Source organism: Loigolactobacillus backii, assembly GCF_001663675.1.
Lineage (GTDB): Bacteria > Bacillota > Bacilli > Lactobacillales > Lactobacillaceae > Loigolactobacillus > Loigolactobacillus backii.
The window spans coordinates 1,176,125-1,198,350 of sequence record NZ_CP014873.1; the positions used below are offsets into that span (position 1 = coordinate 1,176,125).

The window sequence follows — 22,226 nt, forward strand, 5'->3', positions numbered from 1 at the left end:
TAAGAGTAAACGTGAAATGAGGGGATTAAAGATGACAGTAAAAATTGGCCGTCAGGGAAATATTTTAGCGGAGAAGGTGCTCTACGTTGGACCTATTTTTAGTCTAGTTCAGCAGAAGATTAAAACGCCTGATGATTTAACCATTCAGCGGGATGTTGTGCAGCACCGGCCGGCAGTGGCAATGTTGGCAATGACCTCTGATCAGCAAGTCTTGATTAATGTCGAATACCGGGCTGGTACTAATTCAGAGAATATAGCTTTGCCTGCTGGTTTAATTAATCCAGGTGAAGACGTTTTAGCAGCCGCTAAACGTGAACTTCAAGAAGAAACGGGCTATGTTGCGACCAACTTGCGTGAAATGACAACTGTGACGTCATCAGAAGGCTTCACGGATGAAAAGGTAACCTTAATTTTAGCTGATATTTCCCGGGAAATGTTGGCCGCCAAACACTTTGATCAAGATGAGTTTGTTAACAGTCAATTAATGCCGTTCACAAAGGTCAAAGAATTGGTCCAGCAAGGTGTTATTCACTCTGCCCAAACAGTTTCTGCAATTGGTTACTATCTGGCTTTTATGCAGAAATAAAAATCTGGTCATAACTGGTTGTTATTATTTATATGGACAGAAGAGATCCGAAAAATTACGAAACCAAACTCAATAAAAGAGGTCGCCCGAATTAGATTTTTACCTAATTCGGGCGACCTCTTTACTATTTTATAAATTTTATTTAGTGATAATAATATCTTTTGCTGAAACATCAGAACCAAAGTATGGTTTGAGGTTTTGGTTGTAATCAGTCTTGAAGAAACCGTTCTTGTTTAATTTGTTGATTTCTTTATTTGTCCAGTTCAACAAGCTGGTATTGCCTTTCTTGATCCCAGGAGCAATGTACTGATTAGGGCCTAAATGCTTGATACCAACCTTGTAGTTAGGGTGATTCTTAACCCAAGCGTAAAGGTATGAATTATCATCAGCCAGAGCAACGGCACGGCCATTTTTCAAAGCGTTAAATTGCTGTGTTTTTGAATCGTATTTTTGTAATTGAACTTTTGGTTGTTTTTGGGTGAAGTAACTCTCAGCCGTTGTTCCTTTAGTAACAATTAAGTTTTTACCGTCCAACTGGTTCACCTTTGTAATTACTTTTTTCTTAGGTGAAACGACACCAACTGAGACTTTCATGTAAGGTTTAGCAAAAGCAACAACTTGTTTACGTTCAGGGGTGACGGTGAAGTTGGCCAAAACAATATCAACTTTGTTTGATTTTAAGGCATCAACACGGCTATCGGCGTTAACCTGAACAAATTTCACTTTGGTATTTAAATCTTTACCAATTTGTTTAGCTAAGGCAATGTCGTAACCAGTTCGTTTGCCATCCTTGTTAACCCAGCCGTAAGGTGGTAAATCGCCAAAGACGGCGACTTTAATTGTGCCTCGTTTTTTAATTGCGCTAACACTAGAAGGGTTACTAGCAGCCTTAGTTGGTTGCGGTGTTGTAAAAGCTAATGCAAAAACTGATGCTGCGGCGAGTAAGCCGGTTAAAATTCTTCCTTTTTTCATAAAAAATCAACCTCCAAAATAATTTTAAATTTACTACCCAGATTTTTGGCGCACGTTTTAGACTAACGATCGGAAATGGTCAGAGACTAGCCCTTTTGTTCCATTTCGAAACACGACTTAAGTTTTAAAATGCCATACTATCAAGAAATTCACGGGCCCGATCGGTTTGTGGATGCGTAAAGAATTGCTTTCCCTGGGTTTTCTCCAAAATAGCACCGTCCTCTAAAAATAAGACGTTGTCAGCAATCTGTTGTGCAAAGTTCATTTCGTGCGTTACAACTAACATAGTCATTTTACGTTTTGCTAAATTTAGCATGACTTCCAAGACACCACGAACCATTTCTGGATCAAGGGAAGCCGTTACTTCATCAAATAACATGAATTCAGGGTTTAACGCTAATGCGCGAACAATTGCGATCCGCTGTTTTTGGCCGCCAGATAATTGCCGGGGAAAAGCATCCGCGTAATCAGTTAAATCAACCTCTTTTAAAAGTTGTGTTGCCTGTTTTAAGGCCTCGGTTTTGCTACGTTTTTGAACCTTTAAGGGACCTAGCAAAATGTTGTCGATAACTGTTAAATTTGGAAAAAGATCGTAACTTTGAAAAACCATTCCAATTTTCTGACGTAGCTGTTGCCAAGTTTTAGGCGTTGGTTTAATTGGTTGGTCTTCAAAGCTTAATTGCCCACTTTGAAATTCTTCCAAGCCGTTAAGACAACGAATCAGCGTGCTTTTACCAGAACCAGATGGTCCGAGTAGAACAGTTACACTACCTGGAGTAACTGAAAAATTAATATCGTGGAGCACTTGTTTTGTGCCGTAAGCCTTATTTAAGTGTTCAACTTTAAGTAATGTATCAACCATTATTACGTAGTTTCTCCTTTCGCTCAATATGCCGGGCCCAAACGGATAGTGGGTAACATAAGATGAAGTATAAAATAAAGATAAAACCGTAAATCCAAAAGGCACCGTTTTGATAATGTTGGTTATTGGCTTCAATAATTTGTTGACCAACATTGATGACGTCCATAACACTAATTAATAGTAGAAGTGAAGTTGTTTTAATTACCCGCGTCGTTAAATTAATAGTTGCTGGAATCATTAACTGAATTGATTGGGGTAATAAAACGTAACGGTAAAGCTGTGGGGTTGTTAAACCAATTGCTTTACCTGCATCAACTTGGTGCCTAGGAACTGAAATTAATCCACTGCGGACAATGTCACTCATCTCAGCTGCGACCCATAAGGTAAAGACTAAGGTGGCAACCACTTCGGCGTTTAAGTTGATGTGAAAATTTTGTGGCAAGATATAATAGAACAAAAATAAAAGAACGACCGTCGGAACAATTCTGAAAAATTCTAAGTAAAGGCGCAAAATTACGCGTAGCAGCGGATTTTTTAACGTTCGCAGCATTCCTAAGATAATGCCAAGTAGAATGCCTAGCACAATTGCGATGAAAGCAATTTTAGCGGAGATCCAAAGTCCACCTAGAAGGCGAGTGAGATTACGACCTTCGAATAAAATATTAATGCCCGAATGTGCCATAACGAGCCCTCCTTTCCAACCAAGTTAAAATAAGCGACAGTGGAATGAGGATAATCGCGTAGCCAATCACCAAAACAAACAGTGATTCATCGGTGTGATAGTACATGCCAATCTGGTCTAAAGCAGTGTTGGTTAATTCCGGAATAGCAATCACCGTAAAAATTGATGTTTCTTTAATTAAAAAGATGACATTTGCCGCAATTGCGGGAACACTTAGAGCCAGTCCCTGTGGAAAAATAACGTAACGGGCCAGTTGGAGGTTAGAAAGGCCAATTGCCTTGCCAGATTCAATCTGAACCTTAGGAACACCGTCCAGACCACCAGAAAAAGCTTCGGCCATGTAACTACCGCCAAGAAATACGAGACCAATAATACCGCTAGTTTGAGCCGGAATTTTTAGTCCAATTTCGGGAAACGCATAATAGATAAAAAATAATTGAATTAATAAAGGCGTGTTACGGGATAATTCAATGTAGATATTTACCAGTTGTTTGGCCACTGGTATTTGAAAATAACGAATGAAACTTGCGAAAAGTCCCAGTAGACTAGCACCAATAATACCGTAGCACGATAATTTTAGTGTGAGCCAGAAGGCCTTCTCAAAAATAGGTAAACTCTGTTGGATCACAGTCCAACTCATATAAACACCTCCAAAAGCTAACCGTTAAAAAAACAAAAACGTCCCAACATTGTCGACACAATGTTGGGACGTTTTGTCGTGTTACCACCCAATTTTGTTTAAATTTCATAATTTAAACCTCAAACAGTACACCAAAGCTGCAGTAATACTGTGGCAATATAACGTTTGCTAACGGATTTCTAGCCAATTGACCAGCACATCAAGGCTCGGAGATCATCTTCAAACCAACTTAATTACTTCTTTGCAGCTGCCGAAGCTCTCTGTGAAATAAATTGGATTTACTCTTCTCTTCATAGCCAAATATTAACTTGGTTTTAATAATACACGCATTTTTCAGGCTGTCAACCATCTAAATTCTCATAAAGCAAATTGAACTAGGTTAACTGAGCTAGAGCCTAGGTCTGTTTGGAAAATAACTTTACGAGTTCTTTCTTAATCAATTTAGTATAAGCTTGTGTGAAAAAATAGGTTCCGGTGCTTGCCATAGTTGAATGGACAACGGGGAGCATCAAGATTATTAGTGTTTTGTACTGCGACTCGGACTTCGGTTTATCTTAGTCCGATAGATATTGTAGGCAAAGCTACTCATAATCCTCAATTGCGGAGTAAAATCCAACCACTTTTCGAAACACTCTTGGCCAGTTCAACTTGTGCTGTATAAAATTTGCGTTATGCAACTTTCACATGGCAGACTAGAGGTAAAGCAAAAGTGGGTGGGAGGATGTTAAGTCGATTACGGCACGACAAATTATTAGTGTGTGCGCTGATTGTTGCATTATTCAGCCTATTACTAAGTCGGCCAAAGTGGTCGGACATTAATAGCACAATGCTGCTTACTTTGTTTTCATTGTTATTGTTGGTTAAAATTTATCAGGCAATGCATGTTTTAGATTATTGGGCAATTTACTTAGTTAAACGAAGTCGGCATTTTCGCCAATTACAGGGATACTTAATTTTGTTAGCCTTTTTTAGTGCGATGTTTTTAACCAACGATGTTGCGATTATTACCTTTGTACCACTATTGTTATTGATAGCGACTAAATTAAAATTTGCGACACCAGTGCCAGTCACCTTAATTACCATTGCGGCTAATTTAGGCAGTAGTTTTACGCCGTTTGGAAATCCGCAAAATCTTTTTCTACTCTCCCATTACCGACTCTCGATTGGCACCTTTTTTCGCATGTCGGCGCCGCTGATGCTTGTCAGTCTACTATTACTTTTAAGTACGTTATTATTTTTTAAAAAGACACCACTAACGTTGCCTAAATTGAAAACAATCAAGGTGGATAAATCACCACTGTTGTACTTAATTCCAGTGACACTTTTAACTTTTTCAGTTGTTTTTTCGTTGGTGCCAAGTTTTGTGGCCGTCCTTGCAGTTGTCTTGGCCGCGTTATTGTACCGACCCAAGTTACTAAGTGAAGTGGACTATGGATTATTGTTAACCTTTGTCAGTTTCTTTATTGCCGTTGGGAATATTGGACGGTTTGCGCCAGTTGCCCACTTTTTTTCCGTATTGGAGCGAAAAGAGTGGTTGGTTTATTTAAGTGGACTCTTAACTAGTCAAGTTATTAGTAATGTGCCAGCCGTTGTTTTGCTAGCCAAGTTTACACAGCAAGTTCACGCTTTATTTTTAGGAGTTAATATTGGCGGGATTGGAACACTTCTGGCTTCCTTAGCGAACCTTTTAGCCTATAAACAATACCGGCTTAATACCAATACGCCCAATGATCATTTCCTCAGAACTTTTGCCATTATCAATGGCCTGTTTTTAATCATACTTGGTGCGATTGGATATTTATTACTACAATTTTAAAATGCTGATTTACCATTTTTTAAGGTTTATGTTAGCATTAGAAATATGAAAAAAGAAATGAAAACAAATCGCACAGAACGTGAAAAGATGACTGCCGGCGAACCTTACAAACAATTTGATCCAGAGTTGATTAAACGTCGTGTATTTATGCGGCAACAATTACAAGAGGTCAATCAGATTACTGATAACGATGATCGAAATCAACGTTTTAAAGAATTATTGGCTGCTACTGGGGACGACTTTTTTGTTGAAAGTGACTTTAAATTTGATTACGGCTTCAATATTCACATTGGGGACCACTTTTATGGTAATTATGACATGACATTCTTAGATACCTGTCCGATTACAATTGGTGATCATTGTTACTTTGGCCCCAACATTGGTTTGTACACGCCAGTGCACCCAATTACTGCAAAAGAGCGTAACGCTGATGTTGAGATGGGCGCACCAATTACGATTGGTAACAGTTGCTGGTTTGGCGGGCGAGTAACCATCTTACCTGGGGTAACCCTTGGAAATCGAGTTGTTGTCGGTGCCGGCTCAGTTGTGACCAAATCATTTGGTGATGACGTTGTTATTGCTGGTGATCCCGCGCGAATTATTCGGGAGATTAAGCAAGATTGATTTAAGGCGTGTTAATTCTGCCTTGGAATTGATTTGGTTAGCGCTGCCGATTGAACCGAGATAAATCAAGATTCGATTCGCAGTAAAATTGCTGCTTTCAAAAAGGAAATAAAGTAGTGGTCAATTTTGTGCACTACATAACGCTAATTTGGCCAAAATTACTGCTTAAAAAACAGTTCTCAGGTACCACCTAAATAAAACAGCAATTACATGTGAATTTATTATTGCTATGTGCCACTATAGCGCTGTTTACAGCGCTAAATAGTGGCACTTTTCATTTTCCATAATTAATAATAATGATAAATAAATCATTATGAAAAGGCTAACTGTTTGCAAAAATAAGCCTGATTCTAGGCATTTATAACCGATAGCATGTTTACTATCTAGATGATAAGTGTATACTGGATTTGTGATAATAGAATAAATTAACTAATTAACTGAGCTGGTTGAATTGTACAAAATCAATTTCACAAAGTGGTTAGCGTAAATTTAGTTCAGATAAAAGAGGGGGAAACAACCATGTCTCGACCGGCCGAACTCTAGATTGATTAATTAAGTTTAATCGATCTAAAATTTGACCCGCCATTAACCGAAATTCGCCGGAGTTCACGGCATAACCGTTGATGTGAAAGAATGGATTGTTAAAGAAAGAAGGCAATGCTATCGCTACCTTTAAAGGGAGTGTGTAACAAAAATTGGTTAAATTTTGCGAATAATTAACAGTATTCGTTTTAATGCTCAAACTAGGTCTAAATTTTGGGCTCTAATTGGCATTAGATTTAACTTTTCTGGTGAATGTTTCGTCGGTTAATCGACGTAAATGTTACTTAGCTATTTTGTTACATTCTCTTCGGTTTAGTTCTACTTATCAGTTGAATTATTCACTTAACTAGGATGATCAGTGACGTGGTTATGATGGTTAAGCTGAATGTTGATCAGGTAAATTGGACTATTGCTAGTGATAGGAAAATTATTTTAAAGAGAAAAAATATTGATAAAGTTGTTTTTGTACCAACAGCGATTTTGTTTGTTATTGCATCACTCGTTTTAATTCTTGGTGGTAGTTCGCTGCAACAGGGAATTAACTCATTGATGGCTTCAATTACGAATAATATGGGCTGGCTGTATTTGTCGGTTTATGTGATTAACTTTATCTTTTTTATTTATTTGGCCGCAAGCCACTACGGAAAGATTCAGTTAGGTAAAACCAAAACTGGTAAACCCGAATATAGTAATTTTCAGTGGGGTAGTATGGTCTTTGCGACGGCCATTGATGCTAGTATTTTGATGTTGAGCATGGTAGATCCAATTCGTTTTCTACAACACCCAGCATTTGGGATTAAACCATTTTCAGAGAAGGCCTACTCGTTTGCTAGTATGTTTGGCCAATTTGATTGGGGTCCCATGGCTTGGTTGATGTTTGCTTCGGCAACCATCGCAATTGCCTACGCAATGTACGTTAAGCACCGGAATATTCAGCGTTTAAGTGAGGCAATTACCTTGCTTGACGGTGACGGACTAGTAAAACATAGTTTACGGACTTTTATTGATTTCTTAGTTGTTGTCGGTATTATGGGTGGCATTGGTTCTTCAGTTGGGATGGAAATCCCGGTATTATCAAAGGTAATTAGCTCCTCAACTGGGATTCCAAACAACTTATGGTTGACACTTGCACTATTTGTTATTTTATTGGCGTTATTTGCCACAACCGTTATGGGAGGATTAAAGGGCGGTATTGATCGCTTGAGTTCAGCCCATATCTGGACTGCACTAGGCTTCTTAGTGTTTATTTTAATTGTAGGACCAACCCTTTACATTTTAACTACTGAAGGACATAGCTTGGGTATTTTAGGAACTCATTTTGCGGCCTTAAGTACTAACATGGTATCTAATGTTGGTTCTGGATTTGCCAAGAGTGAGACGATCTTCTACTGGGGCTGGTGGTTATCTTACATGCCATTTACAGGCTTGTTCATTGCCCGAATTTCCAAAGGCCGGACAATTCGTCAGGTTATTGTCGGTATGGTTGTATTTGGGGCCTTGGGCTGCATGAGCTTCTACGCTATCTTAGGTGGCTATTCGTTATATTTGCAGCACGCTGGTATTTTAAATTTGGCTCATATTTTAAACACGCAGGGACAGGCCGCGGTGATTGCGAGCGTTATTTCGACGTTACCACTTAAATCACTCGTCCTTATCTTCTATAGTATTTCGTGTTTTATCTTCTTGGCTACAACAATTTCATCATCCGCCTTCATTGTTTCTTCATTGACTAGTTTGAAGTTAAAGGCCAGTGAAGAACCAAGCCGATTTAACCGAATGATCTGGGTATTAATTTTTATCCTCTTTGCTTTTGGGATCGTTATGGTTGGTGGTTTTAAAACCGTTCAAACTATTTGTACAATGGCTGGTTTCCCACTTATCTTTGTTTGTCTGTTACTTTTGGGCTCAATTGTCAAAATGGTTTATACAGATAAAACAGTGGCAGTACAAAGACGAAAGAAATGGGCTGTTAATTTGGAACGTGATGCCGAAGTCGATTTTGATCAGGTTCGTTTTGAACAAGAACGACATACGCCTGCGCAAACGGCGTCAATTCAAAATTGATCTATCTATGACGTGAAATTTTTGAATTAAACTAATAATTAGAATGAGGGCTGGCCGAACGCCGCCCTTTTTTATTAGGAATAATTTAAGTAGGCTGATTGGCCAAAGTTGCTTGAAGTTGTACTTGTTTATAAGTTGTGGAATGGACTTCCGATGCTCTATAATGACGTTGAACGACAAATAGAAAGGTGTGTATTTGTTGAAAAAAATCATGAATGATCCGAAGAATATTGTTGCCGAAATGGTTGAAGGCATGGTTCGTGCCTACCCACAATTTGTTGAAAGATTGCCAGAGACGGAAGCGTTAGTTCGTAGTGACAAGTCCTCAATGACGGGGAAAGTTGGTCTGATTAGCGGCGGTGGTAGCGGCCATGAGCCAACGCACGCCGGTTTTATCGGTGAAGGAATGCTATCGGCTGCTGTTTGCGGTCAGGTTTTCACGTCGCCAACACCTGATCAAATTTACGCCGCAATCAAAGCGGCCGATCAAGGAAAAGGTGTTTTTATGGTCATCAAGAACTACTCTGGTGATGTCATGAATTTTGATATGGCCAAAGATATGGCCGATTTAGATGGCATTGAGGTTAAATCGATTACCGTTGATGATGACATTGCGGTTGAAAATAGCACCTTCACACAAGGTCGGCGGGGGGTTGCCGGGACCATTTTCATGCATAAGATACTTGGAGCGGCAGCCGATCAGGGCGCCTCACTAACTGAGCTAGAAACATTGGCCAAGAAAGTACTGCCAAATATTAAAACAATTGCCGTTGCCTTAAGCGGCGCGACAGTTCCAGAAGTTGGTAAACCTGGCTTTACATTAGCTGATGATGAATTGGAATACGGTGTTGGTATTCATGGAGAACCAGGCTACCGAAAAGAAAAGATGCGGCCATCGAAAGATTTAGTTAAAGAATTGTTAGGCAAGTTGAAGGCGGCATTTAATTACCAGGCTGGAGATAAATTTGCGGTTTTAGTTAACGGTATGGGTGCAACTCCACTCATGGAACAATTCGTTTTTATGCGCGATGTTTTAAATCAGTTGAAAGATGAGGGTGTCAACGTAGCCTTTACTAAAGTAGGCAATTACATGACGTCCTTAGACATGGCTGGTGTTTCCTTAACGTTATTTAAATTAACTGATGATTCGTGGTTAGACAATTTAAATTATCCAGTTAATACGATTGCTTGGACGCAAAAATAGACTTTAAGAATTGAGGAGGGCCATGTTTCGAGTGGGCGAAGTGAGCACTAGGAGAATGGTCATCATCCGAAAATAAGATTTTTGCGGTGACGCAAAAATAGACCTTAAGAATTGAGGAGGGCCATGTTTCGAGTGTGCGCAGTGAGCACTAGGAGAATGGTTATCATCCGAAAAAAGGATTTTTGCGCTTGGCAAAAATAGACCTTAAGAATTGAGGAGGTTGGTTTTATGTTAACTACTGATATCATTTTGACTTGGATTCATGATTTCGATAAAAAAATCAGTGAAAAAAAAGATTATTTAAGTGAATTAGATACACCAATTGGTGACGGGGACCACGGTAATAATTTGGCCCGTGGTGCGGAAGCAATTGAGGCTGCCTTGAATAAAGAAACCCCTGCCGATGCTACCGCGGCCTTGCGTGCCATTGCAATGGCATTGGTCAGTAAGGTTGGTGGCGCTTCGGGCGCATTGTACGGCACGGCCTTTTTGGAAATGGCCAAGACAAGCCGGGACACGACGAAGACGGCCGATTTATTGGCCGCCGGTTTGGCAGGCTTACAAAAGCGTGGTGGTGCAACTACGGGTGAAAAAACGATGATTGATGTGTGGGCGCCAGTTGTTACAGCAACTAAAGGTGGTCAATTAACACAGAAAATTATTGATGATGCTGTTGCAGCAACCAAGCCAATGCGGGCAACAAAAGGGCGTGCGTCTTACGTTGGTGATAGTTCCATTGGACACTTAGATCCTGGTGCTGTATCAAGCGGCTATTTGTTCACGAGTCTTTTGGAAGCTGGAGGTGCTAAATGAGCTTAGGTGTAGTGGTTGTATCACATGTTCCGGACATTGCGGCGGGTATTAAAACACTGCTAACCCAAATCGCGGCAGATGTTTCCATCACAATTGCAGGTGGAACAGATGATGATGAAGTGGGAACTAGTATTAATAAGATCCAACGTGCGTTTACCGAAAATACGGCCGATGAATTATTAGCTTTTTATGATTTAGGTAGCGCCAAAATGAATTTAGAAATGGCAATGGATTTAAGTGATAAAACAATTCATTTATATAATACGGCTTTAATTGAGAGTGCTTATACGGCGGCCGCATTGATTCAGGCGGGAACTGATTTGGCTGAAATTGAAGCCCAGTTAGCGCCGCTTAAAATAAAGTAGCAATTTGCTTTCAATTTTTACGTCAAAAAGCGGAATTTACGTACTGGCCTCAATAAATAAAAAGACGATCCAACTTTGAGTACATAGTTACACTCAAAGTTGGATCGTCTTTTTGATTTATTAAGACTAAAAACGATTATAAGTAATTTGACCGCTCTTTGCGGTAAGCAACCGTTCTTTTTGGTTGTTAGAACTATAAAGCGTTACGGAAGTCCCATTGGCAGCCTGACTGGCCTTAATAATGTAAGGAGCTAAACGATTGGTGACAAAACCAGCTTTGTCATTATTTTTGAGTGCTTTTTTTACTGCAGTGATTGTGGTTGGTTGCGCTGGTTGTAATGAAAAGCCAGTTGTATTTAATTTGGCGCGAAGGCCGCTACCGGTAATAGCAGTGCGAACGTCAGGCAAATAATTGGCGGGGTTTTGACGTTGCGCGACGATAATGCTATCTCGGTGAGTATCGCCGGACTGATTAGAGCTAGCAGGAACTTCGTGTGCTTTGAAGCCATTAGTTGATTTAGTTGCATTAGAAGACGCGTAATTTTTTCGATTAATTTTAGTTGAATCATTTGTTTGTGGTTGGTTTTGTGATTCGGTATTTTGTTTGTGACAGCCACTGAGCAATAACGGTAAAAACAAGAGCAGTGCTATCTTGACCCAATTTTTCATTACTGTTCCCCCAAGCTCATTTCGTGAAGCCAATTAATAATTAAGGACTGGTAAAAATGACTATCAAGTAGTTTTTAGCCCTTACCAGAAAATTGATTATGTAGCTTTCAGCCTCTATCTTACTGAATATTTACCGATAAAGCCATTATTTACGGTAAGTTTAGTGATTATCTTAGTGGAATTTAGTGAAACAAAATTTTAGAAAATACGTTTATCCTAAATTGGTCAGAAAACTATTAGTAAAAGTATTTTCGAAACACGACCCAGGTTAGATGTAAAAATTATTTTTGCTAATGTTTCCCGATCAAACTCCCCATAAACGTGTCCAAGGCGTGAATGCTTCTCCAAATATTTCTTAAATTAAATCCTTTTTTGAAGAAATCATGAAATTATTATGACGAAATATTACGACTAAATGACAATGTTGCGAATTTAGGGAAAATTGTAACCTCTTAGGCATTTGTTTGTTACAGTTTCTTACTATAATAGGCATTGTTGTCAGAACCAAACGGAACAACTTAAGTAACTATAAATTCAAATTAATCATAATAACTTAAAAAAACTAATTTCAGGAGTGATTTATTATTAAACTTACAAAACGGACAAAAACTTTATTATTAACAACTGCTGGTGCAGCTGGTTTATTGGTTGGTGGTGTTCAGGCCGCTAATGCCGCTACAGTTACTGCTAAAGCAGGCGATACTGTATCAGGGTTAGCTAAACAATATGGTTCAACTGTTGATGCTATCGAAAAAGCTAACAACATTAATTCTTATACACATTTGATCTTTGCTGGTCAAAGCTATAATGTACCTGATAGTGCCTCACAACAGGCCGCTACAACACAGCAAAATACTGCTGCACAACAAAGTACAACGGCTCAAGCAACACAGCAAAGTACAACTACTCAGGCTGCTAGCCAACAAACACAAAACCAACAAGTTGCCCAAGTTCAGCAACAAGCAACACAGGCCCAAGCCCAACAAGCTGCTCCAGCACAACAAACACAGACACAGCAAACAACTAGTTCTGTTTCTGGTTCAGATGCTTCTGCTAAAGCTTGGATTGCTAACAAAGAATCTGGCGGTAGCTACTCTGCCCAAAATGGCCAATATGTTGGTAAGTACCAATTAAGCTCTTCATACTTAGGTGGCGACTACTCAGCTGCTAACCAAGAACGTGTTGCTAACAACTACGTTACTTCCCGTTACGGTTCATGGACTGGTGCCCAGGCCTTCTGGCAAGCAAACGGTTGGTACTAGACTTAAATTAAATAAATGATAAAACTAAAAGCGTTAATTAGTTTGATTAAAAAATCAAATTAATTAACGCTTTTTTATTTGGTTTAAACAATGGAACTAATACAAAACTAAAGTAGTTGTTATGTGAAATACAATCTAAGTGCAATTTAATTGTTAAAGCTTGGTGCGTTAGCCGGGGTTGGGACATTCATACTGCCTTGAACGCTACGGCCAGTTGTATAATCGAAAACAAAATTAGGTTGGACATTGAAAATATAAACGTTAAAATTTAGAGTTTTATCGGTACTAATTGCCTGAAGCTGAACGCCCCGGGGCATGAGCTCATTTCCGCGGAAGATTGCGTGGGGTTGATAAATAACTTGTTTGCCAGCGCGCAGTGCATCGCGAACTTCGGTTTCGTAAATTGTTTGGATTCTTTGGTTACTAAAGGCGGTCTGTGTAAATAAATTTTTAAGGTTGTTTTGATCGCCACTTTGTTGGCTAGGGTCATAATTACCGTCAAGGCTAATTCCCTTTGATAGGGAGTAGGCAACTAAATGCCCGCGATTTAAAATCGCCGTTTTACCCGCAAATTTTTGGTGCCAGCCAGTTGGTTGAACAGTTTGTCGGACACGAAGTGCATCATTTGCGACATTTCGTGATTCCAAATAGGCAGTGTTTGCACTGCTCGTTCGATTTAGACTATCCAGTGAGGAATAAATAACGCGGTTGGTGTGCCAATCAGCCGGATTGAGTGTTGATTTACCACCATTAACTTGGACGATTGGGTTTTGACCAGACTGATAATTAAGCGCGGCTAACTGAGTGGAACTAGTTGCTTTTGTGTTAGTTGCTGAAGATGATTGCTTAGTTTTATTTTTAGTCTGTGTAACGGTCGTGCTAATATTTTCGGCAACTGTGGTAACTTGGTGTGCCTGCTGTGGTTTTAGGCCAAAGAAGCCAGCAATTAGTAAAATTGCTATTAGAGTTAATGAAGATTTTCGTTTTTTACGCATATATGTAAAAGATCCTTTGCTAATGTCAGGAGTAATAATTGCAAACGTCTGTTCTCGCGTACCTATGATAGCAAATTTAGGCCGAAATGACAAACTGAGATCTGCCGGTTTGCTAGTTAGAGCGCCAGCAACAATAATTAAGTTTCGCTTATTTAGAGTACATGAATCCTAATACTTGTTAAATAGTCGCGCCAGTCCGTGTTTGGAAAATACTTTTATTTGTCTTTTCCTAACTAATCTGCTTTTTCAAACGGTCTCTAGTCTATTTTAAATACTAGTTACGCAGATTTCTTAGTGAATGCGTCAAACGTGAATTCTTAAGTCGGGTTGTTTACAATAGACTTGTAGTCCAATTTCGGTACGCGGAAGGGAGCTTGATGTTTAATGTATGATGTATTATTTCTTGGTAGTGGGCAAGGAGCTTGGAATGCAGCTGTTCCATTAGGTAAGGCAGGATTAAAGGTTGCGGTAGTTGAAGAAGATCGATTTGGAGGCGTTTGTACTAATCGAGGCTGTAACGCAAAGATTACTTTGGATAAACCTGTTGAATTAGTGCACACAATTGAACAATTGCAGGGCCGAGGTTTTGACACTGTACCCAAGATTAATTGGCCTGATTTGATGGCCCATAAACATGAAGTAATCGATGGTCTAGCCGCTGGTATCCAGCAACGATTAGTGGCGGCTGGTGTCGAAATTATTGAAGGTCATGGTACTTTTAAAGATGCGCGTACTATTCAAGTGGGTGAACGAACAGTTACTGCGAAAAAAATAGTGATCGTCTCTGGACAACGGCCCCATCAATTAAAAATTCCGGGACAAGAATTGATGCATAATAGTACTGATTTTCTCGTAATCCCAGAAATGCCCGCGCACATTACTTTGATTGGGGCCGGTTACGTTGCAATGGAAACTGCAAGTATTGCCAATGCTGCTGGGGCTAAAGTTGATATCGTTTTACGAGGTCATCAGCCGTTACGTGAGTTTTATCAACCCTACGTTCAACGCTTAATTAATAATATGCGCAATCGTGGGATTAAATTCTACTATGATGAAACAATTACGGCGGTGGTAAAAAAAGAAAGCCGGTTGGAGCTTCAAGGAACGGCTGGTTTTAGTTTACAAAGTGACTATATTGTTGACGCAACTGGACGTGTACCTAACGTTGAAAAATTAAATCTGGCCGCCGTTGGGATTAATTATAGTGAGAATGGCATTATTGTTAATGATCATTTAGAGACCAATGTTGCCGGTGTTTATGCAACTGGTGATGTTGTTGATAAAAAGTTGGCGAAGATCACGCCGACCGCAATTTTTGAGGCCCAGTACTTGGTAGCGTTGTTTACACAAAAAACTGAAGCAGCGATTAATTATCCACCAATCGCGACAACCGTCTTTACTTCACCACGTGTTGCCCGGGCAGGAATTTCACCAACTACTGCTAAGCAGCAGCCTGAGACTTATAGTATCGAGGTTGTTGACTATGAAAACGATTGGTTCCATCAAGTTCAAAACGAAACGGATGGTAGTTTAACGTTAGTATTTGATCGAAAAACGGATCGTCTGGTTGGTGCCACTGAGTACAGTAACGAGGCAGTTGATACGATTAATGGATTATTAGATTATATGGAATTAGGTGTTACTAAAGCCCAATTACAACGCTTGATTTATATTTTTCCAAGCACACAGCACAGTTACATGCGTAAAATTTAAACGTTGGGTTAATTGACCATTAAGTATTAAATCGGTAAGACTAAAGGGCTAACGTAAGCGCAATGTGACCTGAAGCATTGGGCGATAGATCTGTTCTATTTGGTTAGCAAATCCGGCAATTAAGTTGTTGTGTCAATTTGCGAGATTTGCTAGAATAAAAGAATACTTTAGAAAATAGGATGGAAAACGAATGAAAAAATCATTTTTCACGCACTATAGTCGTTATTACTGGTTTCGAATGGTCACAGATGCAAGTTTATTTTTACTCATTTTACTGGCCAGCAATATCATTGGTAATGAATTAAGCTTGGTTGAGGAATTATTTGGCAGCCTTACTTTGGGCCTGACAGCAGCACTGGCAGCGCCTAATCAACGTTTGGCAGCGCCGCAACCTAATGAACACATCCAAACAATTAAATCGTAAATAAAACAAATAGGGACTGAAACAAAATTTACTTTTGTTTCAGTCCCGTTTTCTGTCTATTGCGTATTTTTAATGTTAAATCTGGTAGTCGATACTTGAAATTTAACTGAACTTAACTCAAGTTGAGTGACTAGGCAATATATCAAGCTTAACAACCTTTTATTTTGTTTTCTTTTTCTTCGGATCCGTGGGTAAGCGCCGACCCGGTCGGTTTTCAAAAAGTGCTGCCAAGGCATCATTAACTTGGTCTGCTGACAAAGCTTTCTTATTATCTTGTTCGACTTTATCTGTCAAAATATCAACTCCTTTGTTAGCTGAAAGGCCAGCGGGATAAAAAGACAGTACAACAAGTTTCTTAACTTAATCGGTTAAGGAAAGTTCCGGTGGTTAATTTATAACCAACAATCTGTTTTTTGATCCCACAGTTATAGAATTATCATTTTTTGGACGAAAGTCAAAGTACTCCTCTAGACTACGTTTTTGGCGTTCATTTGCGGAGATAGTCACAGATTCCGTCCGGACTTAATCCTATGCCTTTACGCGACAAAGGTCAATTAACTGACTCAACTTGGCGCCAGTTATTTTTGGTGAATTTCTTTCGCTTGGCAATCTCTTCTTGGTAACGTTGTGGATGATGTTTATAAAATTCTTGGTGTTCTGGTTCTGCCGGGTAAAATGGTTGAATCGCCTCAATTTTGGTCACAATCGGTTGATCAAAACGGCCACTTGTTGCTAAAGCGTGTCGTGAATCTTCAGCAATTTTTCGTTCATAATTATCAGCAACAAAGATGATTGGTCGGTAATTATCGCCACGATCTTGAAATTGGCCCATGGCATCAGTTGGATCAGTTTGCTGCCAGTACAAGGCGATTAAGTCCGAATAACTGATAATTGCTGGATCGTAAACAATTTTGATGGCCTCTGTGTGGCCAGTTAAGTGTGCTTTGACCTGTTCGTAGGTTGGATTTACTGTGTGGCCTCCTGTGTAGCCAGAAATCACTTGTTTAATGCCAGGTGTTTCGTCAAACGGCCGAACCATACACCAAAAACACCCACCTGCAAATATTGCTATTTTTACCATTTTGACAACCTCCTTCATTAAGTTTTTAAAATTAAGGCACTAAAAAAGGGTTCTACAATATCTGTTGTTGGTAATAGATTTTCATCTATTACTGATGACAGATTTTTTATTTATGGCTAGAATAAAAAAGCGGACATTTCCTGTCCGTTCATCCAAGTCAACCACCACGAAGATTTTTCAGAAAGAAGGAAATGCCCTATGTGTCATGATACTACAAAATTATTATTAGGAATAGCTGACGAGAACCTAAAAATTACTGACGGTGAAACTGGAGAAGACGGGGTTATTCGCTTAACTGGCCACTTGGATTACACGCCGAAGGCTTGTCCCAAGTGCGGGATTATCAATGATCAAAAGATTATTAACTACGGCTGGCGCAATACCACTATCAGATTCTCGAAGGTTCTGAGCAACACCGTCATCTTAGCCTTAAAGCGCCGCTATTTCCACTGTAAAGAATGTCACGGCAACTTTCTTGCACAAACATTGGCAGTTCCGAAACACTGTACAATTTCAAACACCAGCCGCAAAGAATGCCTAGAGAAGCTCGGTGAACCGGTCTCTTTGAAGCACATTGCCAATGAAGTATCGGCATCAGATTCATTTGTGGGCCGCCAGTTAATGCGCGCTGAACGAGACTTTCAAACCAATTGGCACTATTTACCAGAGATCATCTTAATGGATGAGGTGAAGAGTACCAAGAGCGCTACTGGTGCCATGAGCTTTGAGTTCATGAATGGCGAAACCCATGAATTAATCGACTTACTCCCTTATCGAACCATCAATAAACTAGAGAAGTATTTTTACCGCTTCGATCAAGCTGCCCGAGAAAACGTCAAAATTATTGTGACTGATATGAATTATACCTACCCCAAGCTTGTGCAGACCGTGTTCCCCAATGCCATGGTGGTCATGGACAAGTTTCATATTATCAACGCCCTAAATCGGGCGTTTAACAAAACCAGAATCAAGGTGATGAAGAAGTTTACCCCGTCTTCTCGCGAATTTCACGCCCTTAAGCGCTACTGGAAGCTGTTGTTAGTACCAACTGAACAGCTTAACTTTGAACAATTCAAAAAGTGGACTAATTTTCCTTACTGGATGGCTGCCACCGATGTTGTCCATCAGCTGTTATCGTTGGATTCAGAACTAGAACAAACTTATCAAGTCTTAAACAGCGTCCGGTCAGCTGTCCAACATCAAGATTGGCATAACTACAATGCGGCATTTTGGAATAACAAAACGTATTCTGAAGAAATGAAGAACACGATTAAAACACTTGAAAGCCATCATGATGAGATTCGTAACACCTTTACCACACACTATTCAAATGGTCCTTTGGAAGGTTCTAATAATAAAATCAAGGCGATCAAACGAGCCAGTTTTGGCTATCGCAGCTTCTGGAGGTTTAGAACTCGAGTACTATACGTTTTCAAAATCAAAACAAAAAGAGCCCTAATCACGAAGTGATTAGAACTCGAAATATGGATTCACCAACAACAGTTGACGAAGAGCCTAAAAAAGTCCCTTTCCAAACGGAAAAGGACGCTTCTGCGCGGTACCACCTTATTTGCAATTAACATTGCCACTTAAAACACTTTTATAGAATAGGTTTTATAAATTTTTGGTCCCGGACTAACAAAAATAGTTGCGGGACGTATTCTAGTAAAAATGTACCGCTATAACGAACGCTAATCGTTGTCTACTAAATACCGGTAGACACCACTCCAAGACCATCTTCCTCAACCTAACGTGGCATCTTCTCAGCTACCGATGTTCTCTAATCACGCCTAAGTGAGTACTCTTCTCTTCTTCATGTTTTTTCATTAAATTAACCTTTAGTTTAAACACTATTTTAATTCTGTCAAGTCCTGATTAAGTTTTTTACTTTGCTCGCCGTTCACTGTGCGTTAAGATCAAGAGTGAAATAACAATTTAGGGGGATGATCAAGTGACTATTTTATTACTTGGTGCAGCGGCCAAAATGAAGGCACAACTCGAACAACAAACACAATTAACTGTGGTAGCGGCGACTACTGATATGACAAATGAACAATTACAGCAGGTAACAATTGTATTAGGCTGGGAACAGCAACTTGGTGAGCGTTTGCTACACTTAACCGATTCAAAATTAAAGTGGGTTCAGACTTATTCTGCAGGCGTTGATGATTTACCACTTGATGAATTGCGGCAAAAGGGTGTTTTAGTTTCCAATGCTAGTGGTATTCACGCTGAGCCCATTGCGGAATCCGTATTTGGCATGCTGCTATTTGCTACCCGGGGATTTAAATTGGCCGTGGATCAACAGGCACAGCATGTGTGGCACCGTCCTAGTGACACGTTTGACTTGGTAGCGGGCAAACAATTTTTAATTTATGGTACCGGACATATTGGCAAGCGAGTTGCTGAGTTGGCACAACAATTCAAAATGCAGACAATTGGGGTTAATCATGATGGCCACGCGGTTAATCACTTTAATCAGACAACGGATGATCAGGGCGGCCGTGCGTACTTAAAAACGGCAGACGTTATTTTGAATATTATGCCACTCACGGAAACAACCCGGAATTTTTTTGATGCCAGTTACTTTAAGCAAGTTAAACGGCAACCGATTTTTATTAATGCAGGTCGAGGGCCCTCAGTTGTTACTGCTGATTTAATTACTGCTTTACAAACTAGCCAGTTGGGCTTTGCCGCGTTGGATGTTGTTAATCCGGAACCACTACCAAGGACAAATCCACTGTGGCAATTACCTAACGTACTGCTAACACCACATATCTCCGGTGTATTTCCTGAATATGGTCAAGCGGTATTACAGATTTTCATGAAAAATTTAGCTACTTTTTTAAAAACTAGTAATTTAGAATTAAATCAAGTTAATTTAGAGCGAGGCTATTAGTTTAGGGTGATTAAAAGATTAGTGTTAATTCTAGAAATATGCTAGGGTTAAATGAGGGAATGGGGGCGATTGCTTGCAGAATTTTCGAATTAATTTTACTAATAAAGTGCGAACAGATCGTGTTGTGATTGGTTATACGGCAACAACGCGGACTCAAGATGGCCGACAGCGAATTATCTATCATGGAGAACAGGATTACTACCGGGATGTGGTACCGTTAATTTTTCTAGAGAGTGGTGCGGCCGCAGTTGAAGCGATCGGTCAAGTTATAAAGGGAATTGATACTGACTATGTTTTAAGTGAAGTTATTTTTGCGGTTCCACAAAATACGGCAATTCTAACGGTGCCTTCTTTTATGAGCTTTACGCGGTATTTGACGGATAATGGGTATTTGAGTCGGGTTTTAACGCACGCAACGGCGGAAGGCCAAATTGTTGATACTAAATTTTCACAGGAGTTACGCCTAGGCTAATTTAAGGGGATGAAGTAATTGACAGACAAAATTTTGGTAACGACGACCGAGCAAATACCTGGACAAAATTATGAAGTCATTGGGGAAGTTTTCGGTCTAACAACTCAATCGAAAAACATTGCCAAAAATATTGGTGCGGGGTTAAAAAATTTAGTTGGCGGAGAAATCAAGGCTTATACGGAACTGCTAAGTGATGCACGGGATATTGCAATTCAGCGATTACGGGCTAACGCAGTTGCACTAGGCGCGGACGCCGTTGTTATGATGCGTTTTGATTCTGATTCAATTAGCACGGATATGGAGACGGTGGCGGCATACGGGACAGCCGTTCGATTTAAGGATTAGGAGTGTTCGAAAAAGTGCCCAGGACACTGCTTTTTCAAACACGTTTATACTAAATTGGCTAGGAAAATATTAGTAAAGGTAATTTTCAAATAGGGACTAGTTATCGAATACGCTAGTTTGTGCTATGATTAGCAAGGTAAATTATCTTATCTGGAGGTAGAATATGGCAATTCTAGTAGCAGGTGGCGCAGGTTATATTGGGTCACACATGGTTGATCGATTAATTGAAAAGGGTCGCGATGTTGTTGTGGTTGATAATTTATCCACTGGACACCGTGCAGCAATTAATACTAAGGCACGTTTCTATGAGGGCGACACCCGTGATCACGATTTTTTGGAACAAGTTTTTACTAAAGAAACGATTGAGGGCGTTATTCATATGGATGCCTTTTCGTTAGTTGCTGAATCAATGAAGGATCCGTTGAAGTACTTTGATAATAACGTAATTGGAATGGTGGCTTTACTTGAAGTTATGCACCAGCATAATGTGAAGTACATGGTCTTTTCTTCCACCGCCGCAACTTACGGTGTGCCGGAACGAACACCAATTCATGAAGAGGATCGTAAGGAACCGATTAATCCTTATGGTGAAAGTAAATTAATGATGGAACACATGATTCGTTGGTGTGATAAGGCCTATGGGATTAAATTTGTTGCGCTGCGCTACTTTAATGCTGCTGGGGCCAAAGCAGATGGTAGTATCGGGGAAGATCACCATCCTGAAACTCATTTGATTCCGATTATTTTACAAGTCGCCGCTGGTCAACGGGACAAATTGAAGATCTTCGGAACAGACTATGCCACACCTGATGGAACCAATGTTCGTGACTACGTACATATTGTGGATTTGGCGGATGCTCATATTTTGGCGTTAGATTATTTAATCCAGGGTAATGACAGTCAGGCCTTCAATTTAGGTTCTTCTACTGGTTTCTCGAATAAACAAATTTTAGAGGCCGCTCGTGAGGTAACTGGAAAAGAAATTCCGGCCGAAGAAGCACCGCGTCGTGGCGGTGATCCTGATTCATTAGTTGCTAACTCAGATAAGGCGCGTAAGGTTTTGGGTTGGAAGCCACAATACGATGATGTTCACGATATTATCAAAACGGCCTGGACCTGGAAACAAAAACATCCAAAGGGTTACGAGGATTAATTTTAAGTAACCTAAGCAAAATTTATTTTATATGGTTACTAA

At 39.8% G+C, this 22,226-nt stretch carries 23 protein-coding genes and 2 other annotated features; of the genes, 15 read left to right on the forward strand and 8 right to left on the reverse strand.

Going from position 1 to position 22,226, the window contains the following annotated elements; translation table 11 throughout:
* Positions 1-31 precede the first annotated feature (31 nt).
* The gene (locus AYR53_RS05090) at positions 32-586 is read left to right on the forward strand and encodes an NUDIX hydrolase (protein ID WP_100070788.1); all 555 of its coding nucleotides are present in this window, start codon (positions 32-34) and stop codon (positions 584-586) included.
* Positions 587-724: 138 nt separating this feature from the next.
* Here the strand turns inward: AYR53_RS05090 and AYR53_RS05095 are convergent, their stop codons facing one another.
* The 4 genes from AYR53_RS05095 to AYR53_RS05110 form a co-directional block, all read right to left on the reverse strand.
* Positions 725-1,558 (reverse strand): transporter substrate-binding domain-containing protein, encoded by an 834-nt coding sequence (locus AYR53_RS05095; RefSeq protein WP_068281208.1) that lies wholly within the window; start codon positions 1,556-1,558, stop codon positions 725-727.
* A 124-nt stretch (positions 1,559-1,682) separates the two neighbouring features.
* Complete coding sequence (locus AYR53_RS05100; RefSeq protein WP_068225679.1) at positions 1,683-2,420, reverse strand: amino acid ABC transporter ATP-binding protein; 738 nt, start codon at positions 2,418-2,420, stop codon at positions 1,683-1,685.
* Entirely contained in the window at positions 2,413-3,102 is a 690-nt protein-coding gene (locus AYR53_RS05105; RefSeq protein ID WP_068225678.1) for an amino acid ABC transporter permease, read from the reverse strand. Before AYR53_RS05105 ends, AYR53_RS05100 begins: the two co-directional genes overlap by 8 nt.
* Positions 3,083-3,742, reverse strand: coding sequence for an amino acid ABC transporter permease (locus AYR53_RS05110; RefSeq protein ID WP_068225677.1), 660 nt, complete (start codon positions 3,740-3,742; stop codon positions 3,083-3,085). Before AYR53_RS05110 ends, AYR53_RS05105 begins: the two co-directional genes overlap by 20 nt.
* Before the next feature lie 61 nt (positions 3,743-3,803).
* Positions 3,804-4,045: a binding site (T-box leader), on the reverse strand.
* Positions 4,046-4,463: 418 nt separating this feature from the next.
* On the opposite strand from AYR53_RS05110, the gene AYR53_RS05115 reads away from it, so the two are divergent.
* The 6 genes from AYR53_RS05115 to dhaM all read left to right on the forward strand — a co-directional run bounded on the left by AYR53_RS05115 (position 4,464) and on the right by dhaM (position 11,171).
* Complete coding sequence (locus tag AYR53_RS05115; protein ID WP_068281207.1) at positions 4,464-5,558, forward strand: SLC13 family permease; 1,095 nt, start codon at positions 4,464-4,466, stop codon at positions 5,556-5,558.
* A 57-nt stretch (positions 5,559-5,615) separates the two neighbouring features.
* The gene (locus AYR53_RS05120) at positions 5,616-6,182 is read left to right on the forward strand and encodes a sugar O-acetyltransferase (protein WP_068281287.1); all 567 of its coding nucleotides are present in this window, start codon (positions 5,616-5,618) and stop codon (positions 6,180-6,182) included.
* A gap of 912 nt (positions 6,183-7,094) precedes the next feature.
* On the forward strand, positions 7,095-8,789 hold the full coding sequence (locus tag AYR53_RS05125; RefSeq protein WP_225359723.1) for a BCCT family transporter: 1,695 nt from the start codon (positions 7,095-7,097) through the stop codon (positions 8,787-8,789).
* A gap of 199 nt (positions 8,790-8,988) precedes the next feature.
* Positions 8,989-9,993, forward strand: a complete 1,005-nt coding sequence (dhaK, locus tag AYR53_RS05130) for a dihydroxyacetone kinase subunit DhaK (RefSeq protein WP_068225674.1) — start codon at positions 8,989-8,991, stop codon at positions 9,991-9,993.
* Between the two features lie 228 nt (positions 9,994-10,221).
* A complete protein-coding gene (dhaL, locus tag AYR53_RS05135) occupies positions 10,222-10,806 on the forward strand; it encodes a dihydroxyacetone kinase subunit DhaL (RefSeq protein WP_068225673.1) in 585 nt (194 codons plus the stop codon).
* Positions 10,803-11,171, forward strand: a complete 369-nt coding sequence (gene dhaM, locus AYR53_RS05140) for a dihydroxyacetone kinase phosphoryl donor subunit DhaM (protein ID WP_068225672.1) — start codon at positions 10,803-10,805, stop codon at positions 11,169-11,171. The genes dhaL and dhaM overlap by 4 nt, the downstream gene beginning before the upstream one ends.
* Positions 11,172-11,297: 126 nt before the next feature.
* On the opposite strand, the gene AYR53_RS05145 is transcribed toward dhaM, so the two are convergent.
* Entirely contained in the window at positions 11,298-11,840 is a 543-nt protein-coding gene (locus AYR53_RS05145; protein WP_068225671.1) for a hypothetical protein, read from the reverse strand.
* A 644-nt stretch (positions 11,841-12,484) separates the two neighbouring features.
* On the opposite strand from AYR53_RS05145, the gene apf reads away from it, so the two are divergent.
* On the forward strand, positions 12,485-13,102 hold the full coding sequence (apf, locus tag AYR53_RS05150) for an aggregation-promoting factor (RefSeq protein WP_225359719.1): 618 nt from the start codon (positions 12,485-12,487) through the stop codon (positions 13,100-13,102).
* 146 nt (positions 13,103-13,248) lie between these two features.
* Here apf and AYR53_RS05155 read toward each other — a convergent pair whose 3' ends face one another.
* On the reverse strand, positions 13,249-14,097 hold the full coding sequence (locus AYR53_RS05155; protein WP_068225669.1) for a DNA/RNA non-specific endonuclease: 849 nt from the start codon (positions 14,095-14,097) through the stop codon (positions 13,249-13,251).
* A gap of 384 nt (positions 14,098-14,481) precedes the next feature.
* Between AYR53_RS05155 and AYR53_RS05160 the strand changes: the two genes are divergently transcribed.
* Entirely contained in the window at positions 14,482-15,810 is a 1,329-nt protein-coding gene (locus tag AYR53_RS05160; RefSeq protein WP_068225668.1) for a dihydrolipoyl dehydrogenase family protein, read from the forward strand.
* 190 nt (positions 15,811-16,000) lie between these two features.
* Positions 16,001-16,234, forward strand: a complete 234-nt coding sequence (locus AYR53_RS05165; RefSeq protein WP_068225667.1) for a hypothetical protein — start codon at positions 16,001-16,003, stop codon at positions 16,232-16,234.
* 159 nt (positions 16,235-16,393) lie between these two features.
* Here the strand turns inward: AYR53_RS05165 and AYR53_RS13865 are convergent, their stop codons facing one another.
* Together AYR53_RS13865 and msrA are read right to left on the reverse strand one after the other, a co-directional pair.
* The gene (locus AYR53_RS13865) at positions 16,394-16,528 is read right to left on the reverse strand and encodes a hypothetical protein (protein ID WP_257749630.1); all 135 of its coding nucleotides are present in this window, start codon (positions 16,526-16,528) and stop codon (positions 16,394-16,396) included.
* Between the two features lie 256 nt (positions 16,529-16,784).
* Positions 16,785-17,315, reverse strand: a complete 531-nt coding sequence (gene msrA / locus AYR53_RS05170) for a peptide-methionine (S)-S-oxide reductase MsrA (protein WP_068281206.1) — start codon at positions 17,313-17,315, stop codon at positions 16,785-16,787.
* 198 nt (positions 17,316-17,513) lie between these two features.
* Between msrA and AYR53_RS05175 the strand changes: the two genes are divergently transcribed.
* The 5 genes from AYR53_RS05175 (at position 17,514) to galE (ending at position 22,184) form a co-directional block, all read left to right on the forward strand.
* Positions 17,514-18,785, forward strand: coding sequence for an ISL3 family transposase (locus tag AYR53_RS05175; RefSeq protein WP_068279055.1), 1,272 nt, complete (start codon positions 17,514-17,516; stop codon positions 18,783-18,785).
* 68 nt (positions 18,786-18,853) lie between these two features.
* Positions 18,854-19,138, reverse strand: a binding site (T-box leader).
* Between the two features lie 128 nt (positions 19,139-19,266).
* On the forward strand, positions 19,267-20,214 hold the full coding sequence (locus AYR53_RS05180) for an NAD(P)-dependent oxidoreductase (protein ID WP_068225665.1): 948 nt from the start codon (positions 19,267-19,269) through the stop codon (positions 20,212-20,214).
* A 73-nt stretch (positions 20,215-20,287) separates the two neighbouring features.
* Positions 20,288-20,686, forward strand: a complete 399-nt coding sequence (locus AYR53_RS05185) for a hypothetical protein (protein ID WP_068225664.1) — start codon at positions 20,288-20,290, stop codon at positions 20,684-20,686.
* 18 nt (positions 20,687-20,704) lie between these two features.
* Positions 20,705-21,031, forward strand: a complete 327-nt coding sequence (locus tag AYR53_RS05190; RefSeq protein ID WP_068225663.1) for a heavy metal-binding domain-containing protein — start codon at positions 20,705-20,707, stop codon at positions 21,029-21,031.
* Positions 21,032-21,194: 163 nt separating this feature from the next.
* Positions 21,195-22,184 (forward strand): UDP-glucose 4-epimerase GalE, encoded by a 990-nt coding sequence (galE, locus tag AYR53_RS05195; protein WP_068225662.1) that lies wholly within the window; start codon positions 21,195-21,197, stop codon positions 22,182-22,184.
* Positions 22,185-22,226 lie beyond the last annotated feature (42 nt).